Raw genomic sequence first — 9,443 nt, forward strand, 5'->3', positions numbered from 1 at the left:
GCCGGTTTGCAAACTGGGCGGCCAGGCCGCCGGTCTTCAAACTGGGCGGCGCGGCCGCCGGTCTTCAAACTGGGCGGGGGGGGGGGGGGGGGGGGGGGGGGGGGGGGGGGGGGGGGCACCCCCCCCCCCCCCCCCCCCCCCGCAAAGGGGTCAGGCCGAGGCGTCCGCAGCCTGCGCGGCCTCGTATTTCGCGCGCTCTTCATCGCGCAGGTCCTTGCGCGACAGCTTGCCGACGGCGGTCTTCGGGAGCACGTCCCGGAGCTCGAGCGCGCGGGGCAGCTCGTGCCGGCCGAGATGATCGGCGAGAAATTCGTGCAGCTCCTCGAGGCTCGGGGCCTCGGCCCCCGCCTTCAGGACCACGAAGGCCTTGGCGCTCTCGCCCCGGTACTCGTCGGGGATGCCGACCACGGCGGCTTCCTGGATCGCGGGATGCTCGTGCAGGGCCTGCTCGACCGCCTGCGGGTAGACGTTGAAGCCGCCCGAGATGATCAGGTCCTTCTTGCGGTCCACGAGGTAGAAGAACCCGTCCTCGTCCATCTTGCCCACGTCGCCGGTCAGGAAGAAGCCGCCCGCGAATTCCCTGGCGTTGGCGTCCTCGCGCTTCCAGTAGCCCGGGGTGACGTTGGGCCCGCGCACGGCGATCTCGCCGACCTCGCCCGGCGCCAGAACGCGGGTCGGCTCGTCCTGGTCCACCACCCGCATCTCGATCCCCGGCAGCGGCACGCCGATGGTCCCGAGCTTGTGCTTCAGCCCCCATTCGGGGATCGAGGTGCCCGCGGCGGCGGTCTCGGACATGCCCCAGCCGCCCAGCAGCGGGATGCCGATCGCCTCGGTGATCGTGCGGGCCACCGCGTTGGGCTGCGGCGCCCCGCCCGAGCCGATGGCCCGCAGCGAGGACAGGTCGCGCTCGGCCAGGTCCGGCAGCGCGCCGATGGCGGTCCACATGGTCGGCACGCCGGGGAAATAGGTGACGCGCAGCTTCTCGATGTCGTCCACCACCGCCTGCGGATCGAAGCGCATCCGCAGCGCGATCAGCCCGCCGCTGCGCACCTGGCGCAGCAGCACGACGCAGAGCGCGTAGATGTGGAACAGGGGCAGCAGCAGCAGCACCACGTCCCGCTCGCCCTCGGGCAGGTCGGGATAGGATTCGGTCCACCGCTCGAAGATCGCGGCGGCGCCCATCAGGTTGCGATGGGTCAGCATCGCGCCCTTGGGCAGGCCCGTGGTCCCGCCGGTGTATTGCAAGAGCGCGATGTCGTCGATCCCGGGGTCTTCCGAGGCCGGCGGCAGCGCGTCGGTGGCGGCGCCGGCGAGGAAGGCGTCGAGGCTCATCGCCCGCGGATCGGCCGGGGCGTCGGCTTTCGGCAGGCCCGCATCGCCGAACCGGGCGTCGTCGCAGACCACGAGGCGCGGGACATACCCCTCGGCCAGCGCGCGCTCTGCCTTGGCCTGCAGGTCGGGGATGTCGATGGTGACCAGCAGCTGGGCCTCGGCGTCGGTCAGCTTGTGCTCGATCTCGAGGATCGCGTCGAGCGGCGAGAGATGCGCGACCCGCAGCCCGGCGGCGAGGGCGCCGAAGAACATCACCGGGTGATGCACGTGGTTGGGCAGGTGCAGGGCGATGCACTGGCCGCGCTTCAGCCCCATCGCCTTGAAGGCCGAGGCCGCCTGGCCGACCAGTTTGACGAACTGCGCGTAGGTCAGGCGCATCCCGCGCCAGTCGAACAGCTCGACGTCGGGCATCTGGGCGGCGGCGTCGCGCAGCACCGCGGGGGCCGGGCGCTCATCGACCTCGATGTCCCAGCGGACGGGCTCGGGGTAGTGCTTCTCCCACGGGAAGGGGCGTGCAGGCGCCTCCGTCATGGCGGTCTCCTCCTCATGCGGCGCCGTCGGCGCGCGCTGCGGCCGCTCGGCGATGGGCCCGGGCGGGGCCGGCGGCGGGGGCTCTCCCTTCCCCGCGCCGCCGTCTCCCCCCCGCCTGCGGGCGGAACGGTCGGGCCGCGCGCGCCGGATCGGCACGCCGCGGCCGGGCGCGCCGCCCGGGTCGGGGCGGCGCGATGGTGTCGTCTCCCCCCGCGGCGCGGGGGGGGGCGTCGTCGCCTTGTCCTGCGCCCCGGCCCGCCCGCGGCGGCGGGCCGGGGAAGCGCTCAGGTCACTGGAACCCCTGCGCCTCGCGCAGCTTGGTGATGGTGATGTGCGGGCTGATCGCCTCGGCCGAGGACAGCACCTCGATCACCACCGGCCCGTCATGGGCGAAGGCGGCGGCGGCGGCTTCCTCGGCCTCCGCATCCGTGGTCACCTTGAACGAGAGGGCGCCGAACGCCTCGCCCCAGGCCTTGAAGTCCGGGTTCACCAGGTCGGTGCCGTTCACGCGGGCCGGGTAGTCCCGTTCCTGGTGCATGCGGATGGTGGCGTAGATCCCGTTGTTGGAGATCACCACGATGGGTTTCGCCCCGGTGGCGAGGGCGGTGGCGAGCTCGTTGCCCGTCATCAGCACGCCGCCGTCGCCGACGAAGGCGACCGCGCGCTTGTCCTCGCGCCGCAGGCAGGCGGCGACGGCGCCCGGGACCGCGTGGCCCATCGCGCCCCCGGCCATGCCGAGGCAGTGGGTGTCCCCGTCGAAGGGCCAGAGGCAATGCGCCCAGGCCGAGAAGTTGCCCGCGTCGAGGGTGATGTCCGTGCCCTTGGGCGCGTGTTTCGCCAGCGCCTGCACCATGGCGCCGAACTCCAGCCCGTCCTCGCGCGGCTGGGGCGGGCGGTCGCCGATGGCTTTCGCGATGCCATTGATTTCCGCGGCCCAGTCGGCGCGGCCCGCGGCGATGGGCAGGTTGCGCTCCGCCAGCGCCGAGAGGAACAGCGCCGGGTCGGCGGCCACCGGCAGCGTGGCGTGGTGGACGCGGCCCAGCGCGCCCGGGTCGGGCAGCACGTGGATCAGCGGCTGCTGCGGAACCGGCGCCTCGGGGAAGGTGTAGCCCTGCGTGGGCGTGTCGCCGAGGCGCGTGCCAACGGCCAGCACCAGGTCGGCCTTCTTCATCGCGTCGACCTGCACCTTGGGGATCTTGAACCCCAGGTGTCCGCCGAACAGCGGCGAGGCGTTGTCGAAGATGTGCTGCCACTTGAAGGTCAGCGCGACCGGCGCGTTCAGCGCCTCGGCCGCCCGGGCCAGCGCGGCGCGGCCCTCGGGCGAGGCGCAGCCGTGCCCGGCGATGATCAGCGGGCGCTCGGCCTTGGCCACCAGCTCGGCCGCCGCATCGAGATCGGCGGGCGCGGCGGCGGCGCGGGGCAGCGCGGGGGCGCCCAGCGCGGGCGCGTCGGTCATGTCCTCGAGCATGTCCTCGGGGAGCGAGACGACCACCGGGCCCGGCGTGCCGGACATGGCGACCGACCAGGCGCGGGACAGGGTCTCGGGGATTCGGCCTGCGTCCTCGATCTCCCACACGCCCTTGGCCATGCCGCCGAAGAAGCTGGTGTAGTCGACCTCCTGGAAGGCGCCGCGGTGCTTCTCGAAGCGGGCGACCTGGCCGACGAGCAGAAGGAACGGGGCCGCGTCCTGCTGGGCCGCGTGAATCGCGATCGAGGCGTTCGTCGCCCCCGGCCCGCGGCTGACCGCGGCCAGGCCGGGGCGCCCCGTGATCTTGGCGTCGGCGACGGCCATCATGCCGGCGCCGCCCTCGTGGCGGCAGACCACGGTTTCGATGTCTCCGCGCTCGTGCAGCGCATCGAGAAGGGCGAGGTAGCTCTCGCCCGGAACGCAGAACATCCTGTCGAAGCCGAGCCGCACGAGGCAGTCGGCGAGAAGATCGGCGGCGCGCGCCATAGGCATTCTCCCTGGTGGGATCCGGTCGGGGCGCCGGACCCGCATTTCATGTTGACGGGAACCATCGCGTGCGAAACCATGTTTCGCAAGACCTAAAACATCGCCTCCCCGCACCCGGCCCTTGCACCGGGACGCGGGCGTCGGCGGGACGGGTCGATAACAGGGAGGAAGATAGATGAGCTTCGCACGCATCCTGCTCGGCGTCACCACCGCCGTATCGCTGTCCGGCGCCGCCGCGACGATGTCCGGGGCGGCCGAGCTGCCCCGGCAGCTGACCTGGACCGCCTACGGCACCGGGTCCGCGGGCTACAACCAGTCCGTCGCCATCGGCGCCGCGCTGAAAGAGGCGCTGGGCGTCAACCTGCGCGTCCTGCCGGGCAAGAACGACGTCAGCCGCACCCAGCCGGTGCGCCTCGGCAAGGTGCCGTTCAGCGCCAACGGCGTGGGCGGCAGCTACATGGCCCAGGAAGGCGTCTTCGACTTCAGCGCCGAGGCCTGGGGCCCCCAGCCCGTGCGCGTGATCATCGCCAATGGCGGCGGCGCGGTGGGCCTGTCGGTCGGCGTGGCCGGCGATATCGGCGTCGAGAACTACTCGGACCTCAAGGGCAAGCGCGTGGCCTTCGTGAAGGGCTCGCCGGCGCTGAACGTGAACGTCGAGGCCTATCTCGCCTATGGCGGGCTGACCTGGGATGACGTCACCGTGGTCGAATTCGGCGGCTTCGGCGATTCGTGGACCGGGCTGAAGAACGGCCAGGTCGACGCGGCCTTCGCCTCGACCAACTCCGGCCGCGCCTACGAGGCCGCGACCGGCCCGCGCGGGCTGACCTGGCCGCCGATCGACGGGAACGACGCCGAGGGCATGGCCCGGATGAAGTCCGTGGCGCCCTTCTTCAGCGCCGCCACCGTCAGCGTGGGCGCCAATATCGACGGCGGCCCGGGCCTGCCCACCGCCACCTACGCCTACCCGGTGCTCATGACGATGGAAGGCAATGCCGACGCCGACCTCGCCTATGCCATGACCAAGGCGATGGTGGAGCTGTTCGACCAGTACAAGGGCAAGGCCCCCGGCATCAACGGCTGGGCGCTGGACAACCAGGACTTCACCTGGGTGGCCCCGTACCACGAGGGCGCGATCCGCTACTACAAGGAGATCGGCGTCTGGTCGGACGAGGCGCAGGCCCATAACGACAACCTGATCGCCCGCCAGGCCGCGCTGATGGCCGCGTGGGAGGAGCTGAAGGCGGAAGGCCCGGACGACTGGGCCGCGGCCTGGAAGGCCAAGCGCTACGAGGCGCTCGAGGCCGGGGGCTTCGAGAAGACCTTCTGATCCGAAGGACCGGGGGCGACGCGCGCGGGGGCGGACCCCGCGCGCGCCGCCCTCCGCCCGCCCCGGGCGCAAGGGGGCGACGGCCGGGGCGCGTCCCCGGCCTGCGCCGCCCCTGCGCCCGGGGCCGACCCGCCTGCCCCGCCTGGAAAACCTCGCCCGGCCTTGCCGCGCGCGCGCCCCGCGCGCCGGTTCCGCCCCCGCTTCGGACGCCCGACCCCGGCGTCCCGCGGGGTGCATGAGACGCCCGATCCCGCCGCCGCGCCCGGCGCGCCGCCCTGCCCGGGACGCCCCCGGCGCCGAGGCCGCCCGGCGCCCGTCCCGGCGGGACCGCCCCATTCCCTTCGCGCGCCCGCCGTGACCGGGCCGCGCCCCGCCGACCCCGGAGCCAACGCCAAATGACGAGCCCCACGCCCGACCCCGCGCCCTCGATGCGCGACATCCCGGCCGAACCCGTCGCCGGTCAGCCGGTGCTGACCCGCCCGGCCCGCATCGCCATCGGCGCGGCCGCGGCCCTCGCCGTCGCGCTGGCCGCGCACCAGCTGTTCAACTGGCAGATCTTCGGCCTCGTGCTGCTGCAGGGGCTCTATCTCTATTCGCTCGCCGCCATCTTCCTGGCGGCGGCCTTCCTCGCCTTCCCCATGCGCCCCGAGAAGGGGACCGGGATCTTCGACTGGATCCTGTCGGCCCTCGCGCTCGGCGCCTGCCTGTGGTTCGCCTTCCATGCCGAACAGTCGCTCGAGATGGGCTGGGAATACGCCGCCCCCCCCGAGGCGCAATACGCCTCGATCCTGCTCTGGGCGCTGATCCTTGAAGGCACGCGGCGCGCGGGCGGCTTCACGCTGTTCCTGATCGTGGCCGTGTTCTCGGTCTACCCGACCTTCGCCGAGCACGTGCCGGACCCGCTTTCGGGCTTCAGCCAGCCCTTCATGGACGCGATCCCCTACCACATCCTGTCCTCCGAAAGCGCCTTCGGCATCCCGATGCGCGCCTTCGGCAACCTGGTGATCGGCTTCATCCTGTTCGGCGCGGTGCTGCAGCGGACCGGGGGCGGCGCGTTCTTCAACGATCTCGCGCTGGCGCTCGTGGGCAATTTCCGCGGCGGCGCGGCCAAGGTGGCGATCTTCGCCTCGGGCTTCATGGGGTCCATGTCCGGCTCGGTGATCTCCAACGTGCTGACCACCGGCGCGGTGTCGATCCCGGCGATGAAGCGCACCGGGTTCTCGGCCAAATACGCCGCGGCGACCGAGGCCTGCGCCTCCACGGGCGGCGTGCTGATGCCCCCGATCATGGGCGCCACCGCCTTCGTGATGGCGTCCTTCCTGAGCCGCCCTTACGTCGACATCGCGGTGGCGGCGGCGATCCCGTCCTTCCTGTTCTATTTCGGCCTGTTCGCGCAGATCGACGCCTACGCGGCCAAGCGGGGCCTGAAGGGCCTTGCGCCGGGCGAGGCGCCGAAGCTGGGCGAGACCGTCATGAAGGGCTGGCCCTACGTGACCGTGTTCGGCGTGCTGATCTTCATGATGACCGCGCTGCGCATGGACACGCTGGCGCCGTTCTACGCCACCGCGCTGCTGCTGGTGCTGAACCAGCTGCTGCCGGGGCACCGGCTGTCGCTGCGCTCGGCGGGCGAGATGATCGTGGGCGTGGGGCGCAGCCTGGCCGAGCTGGTGGCGGTGCTGCTGGGCGTCGGGCTGATCGTCGGCGCGTTCTCGGCCACGGGCCTCGCCGGCACCCTGGTGAACGAGCTGATCTTCATGGCCGGCGACAGCACCATCGCGCTGCTGCTGATGGGCGCGCTGACCGCCTTCATCTTCGGCATGGGGATGACGGTGACGGCCTGCTACATCTTCCTCGCCGTCGTGCTGGCCCCTGCGCTTGAACAGGCCGGGCTCAACCAGCTCGCCGTCCACCTCTTCATTCTTTACTGGGGGATGGTGTCGTACATCACCCCTCCGGTTGCGCTGGGCGCCTTCGCCGCCGCGACCATGGCGGGCGCGGGCCCGATGAAAGCGGGCTTCGAGGCCATGAAGCTGGGGGGCGTGATCTACCTCGCGCCGTTCTTCTTCGTGCTCAACCCCGCGCTGATCGGCGAGGCCCCGGCGGGCGAAGTCGCGCTGTCGCTGACGGCCGCGGTCATCGGCGTGTGGTGCATCGCCGCGTCGCTTCAGGGCCACATCAGCCTTATGGGCGACCTTCCGGGGGGCGCCATCGGCGGCGGCCTGCGGGTAATGCTGTTCGTTGGCGGTCTGTTCCTCGCCGCGCCGGGAGGCGGCGAGACCGGGCTGTCGCATTGGACGCTGATCGCGATCGGGGCGGCGCTGGCCCTGCCGCCCTTCGTGATCGCGCGAAAGACCGGAAACGCGGCCGCCGCCGCGCCGATCCGGGCAGGCGGTTGAGAGAAGGCGAGAGTTCGGGACGATGGCAAGCGGCAAGAACAGGATCGAGGAGGCGCTCGGGGACGGCGCCTCCGACGGCCCCGACTGGGGCGTGGACCGGAAATTCGTGACCTCGCTGGCACGGGGGCTCGACATCCTGCGCGCCTTCCGGGCGGGCGAGAACACGTTGACCAACCAGCAGCTGGCGGAGCGCACCCGCCTGCCCAAGCCCACCGTGACGCGGCTGACCTACACGCTGTGCTCGCTGGGCTATCTTCTGTATTCCGAGAGCAAGGGCGCCTATGCGCTCGGGCCCGGGGTGCTGGGCCTCGGCTATTCCGTGCTGGCGAGCATGGAGATGCGCGAGCGGGCGATCCCGATCATGGACGAGCTCGCCCGCACCCCCGGCATCGCCCCCGCGATCACCGTGGCGCTGGCGGAGCGCTCGGGGCTGAAGGCGGTCTACGTGGCCGTGCGCCGGGCGCCGCAGACCGTGGCCCTGACGCTCGAGGTCGGCGCGCGCCTGCCGCTGGGCGCCTCCGCCATGGGCAAGGCGATCCTGGCCTCGATGCACAAGCGCGAGCGCGAGGAGGTGCTGGACGCCCTCAAGGAACGCTACCCCCAGCATGACGCCGAGACGCGCGAGCTGATCGAGCAGGCGGTGCAGGATCTCGCGACCAAGGGCTACGTCACCTCCTTCGGCGACTGGAAGCCCGAGATCAACGGCATCGCGGCGCCCATCGCCTCGCCGGACGGGGAGCGGATCTTCGCGATGAACGTGGGCGCGCCGTCCTTCCTGGTCTCGCCCGAGCAGCTGGAAGAGAAGGCCGGGCCGCGGCTGGCGCTGGCCGCCCGCGACCTGTCGCTGTCCAAGCCGCCGGAGGCGCCGGCATGAGCGCGGACGGCATGGAGGGCGGCGGCCTGCCCCCGATCCCCGAGGGCTATGCGCCGCTGTCCGAGGAGACCGGCTATCCGTTCCAGGAGCTGGTGGGCTTCAGGATCGTGGACTGGGCGCAGGGCTATGCGCGTGTGGAGCTGGACCTCGAGCGCAAGCACGGCAACCGCTACGGCCTTCCGCATGGCGGGGTGCACGCGACGCTGATGGACACGGCCTCGGGGTTCTCGGGCTGCTTCTGCCCCTGGCCGGGGCGCAAGCGGCTGGCGATGACGCTGTCGATGACGGTGAACTACCTTGGCCAGGCCAAGGGGTCGAAGCTGATCGCCGAAAGCCGGGTGACCGGGGGCGGGCGCAAGAGCTTCTTCACCTGCGTCGACCTGAAGGATGATCTGGGGAACCCGGTGGCGCAGGGCATCTTCTCGATGCGCTGGCGCGGGAACGGGGGCGATCCTTACGGCGATCCGGCCTGAGGGCCGCCTGGGCCGAGGGCGCTGGAAACGGGCGGGGGGCGCGCTAGGTCCTCGGGCATGACCTATTCAAACTCCGACCCCGCCGACCGTTGGGACGAAGAAGACGCCACGGTCACCCCGCCGCCGCCCCGCACCGCGGAAGAGCGCCGCGCCTTCCGCCGGGTGACCTGGCGCTGGGCCGCCATCGCCGCCGCGCTGGTGATCGCCGCAGTCGTCGCGGCCGGGCTGATGGCCATCTGACGAACCGCCGCCGCTTGAATGCACGAAGGGCCTGACCGGGACGCCGGCCAGGCCCTTTGCATGTCTTGCGCTCCCCTGCCCCGTCGCGCCCGGCGGCGCAGCCGCCTCCGGCCCCGAACGGGGGCTTGCCCCCCTTGAGGGGCCGGACACGCCCAGAAAAAAGGGGGTGCAGGGGGTCACCCCCTGCTCGGGGGGCTCGGGGGGGGGAAGCCCCCCGAAACAACGCCCCCCAAAATCCCCAGGAACCCCCCCCCGCGCCCCATGCGGCCACGGCACAACGTTTGGGCGCCCCTTCCACCCCTCCCCCCCCCCGTCC

Annotated in this window: 7 protein-coding genes; 5 read left to right on the forward strand and 2 right to left on the reverse strand. The window is 72.3% G+C overall.

The genetic code is table 11. The annotated features are described in order from the left end of the window. Positions 1 to 150: 150 nt before the first annotated feature. Both ACQ5SO_RS20850 and ACQ5SO_RS20855 read right to left on the reverse strand, forming a co-directional pair. Positions 151 to 1,863 (reverse strand): AMP-binding protein, encoded by a 1,713-nt coding sequence (locus ACQ5SO_RS20850; protein ID WP_430943582.1) that lies wholly within the window; start codon positions 1,861 to 1,863, stop codon positions 151 to 153. A gap of 289 nt (positions 1,864 to 2,152) precedes the next feature. Further along, the gene (locus ACQ5SO_RS20855) at positions 2,153 to 3,817 is read right to left on the reverse strand and encodes a thiamine pyrophosphate-dependent enzyme (protein WP_430943583.1); all 1,665 of its coding nucleotides are present in this window, start codon (positions 3,815 to 3,817) and stop codon (positions 2,153 to 2,155) included. Between the two features lie 175 nt (positions 3,818 to 3,992). Here ACQ5SO_RS20855 and ACQ5SO_RS20860 point away from each other — a divergent pair, with 175 nt between their 5' ends. The 5 genes from ACQ5SO_RS20860 (at position 3,993) to ACQ5SO_RS20880 (ending at position 9,127) form a co-directional block, all read left to right on the forward strand. Next, positions 3,993 to 5,144 carry a TAXI family TRAP transporter solute-binding subunit gene (locus tag ACQ5SO_RS20860; protein ID WP_430943584.1) on the forward strand — a complete coding sequence of 384 codons (1,152 nt, stop codon included), beginning with the start codon at positions 3,993 to 3,995 and terminating at the stop codon, positions 5,142 to 5,144. 395 nt (positions 5,145 to 5,539) lie between these two features. Then, positions 5,540 to 7,540 carry a TRAP transporter permease gene (locus ACQ5SO_RS20865; RefSeq protein ID WP_430943585.1) on the forward strand — a complete coding sequence of 667 codons (2,001 nt, stop codon included), beginning with the start codon at positions 5,540 to 5,542 and terminating at the stop codon, positions 7,538 to 7,540. A gap of 22 nt (positions 7,541 to 7,562) precedes the next feature. Then, on the forward strand, positions 7,563 to 8,414 hold the full coding sequence (locus tag ACQ5SO_RS20870) for an IclR family transcriptional regulator (RefSeq protein ID WP_430943586.1): 852 nt from the start codon (positions 7,563 to 7,565) through the stop codon (positions 8,412 to 8,414). Continuing rightward, a complete protein-coding gene (locus ACQ5SO_RS20875; RefSeq protein WP_430943587.1) occupies positions 8,411 to 8,887 on the forward strand; it encodes a PaaI family thioesterase in 477 nt (158 codons plus the stop codon). The genes ACQ5SO_RS20870 and ACQ5SO_RS20875 overlap by 4 nt, the downstream gene beginning before the upstream one ends. A 57-nt stretch (positions 8,888 to 8,944) precedes the next feature. Then, positions 8,945 to 9,127, forward strand: a complete 183-nt coding sequence (locus tag ACQ5SO_RS20880; protein WP_430943588.1) for a hypothetical protein — start codon at positions 8,945 to 8,947, stop codon at positions 9,125 to 9,127. The last annotated feature ends 316 nt before the right edge of the window (positions 9,128 to 9,443 follow it).

Origin of the sequence: Rhodovulum sp. DZ06, from assembly GCF_050586345.1 — a bacterium.
GTDB lineage: Bacteria > Pseudomonadota > Alphaproteobacteria > Rhodobacterales > Rhodobacteraceae > JBOCEF01.

Excerpts from the sequence above, each read along its gene's own strand:
- ACQ5SO_RS20850 (WP_430943582.1), bottom strand. The coding sequence starts at position 1,863 with ATGACGGAGGCGCCTGCACGCCCCTTCCCGTGGGAGAAGCACTACCCC.
- ACQ5SO_RS20855 (WP_430943583.1), bottom strand. The coding sequence starts at position 3,817 with ATGGCGCGCGCCGCCGATCTTCTCGCCGACTGCCTCGTGCGGCTCGGC.
- ACQ5SO_RS20860 (WP_430943584.1), top strand. The coding sequence starts at position 3,993 with ATGAGCTTCGCACGCATCCTGCTCGGCGTCACCACCGCCGTATCGCTG.
- ACQ5SO_RS20865 (WP_430943585.1), top strand. The coding sequence starts at position 5,540 with ATGACGAGCCCCACGCCCGACCCCGCGCCCTCGATGCGCGACATCCCG.
- ACQ5SO_RS20870 (WP_430943586.1), top strand. The coding sequence starts at position 7,563 with ATGGCAAGCGGCAAGAACAGGATCGAGGAGGCGCTCGGGGACGGCGCC.
- ACQ5SO_RS20875 (WP_430943587.1), top strand. The coding sequence starts at position 8,411 with ATGAGCGCGGACGGCATGGAGGGCGGCGGCCTGCCCCCGATCCCCGAG.
- ACQ5SO_RS20880 (WP_430943588.1), top strand. The coding sequence starts at position 8,945 with ATGACCTATTCAAACTCCGACCCCGCCGACCGTTGGGACGAAGAAGAC.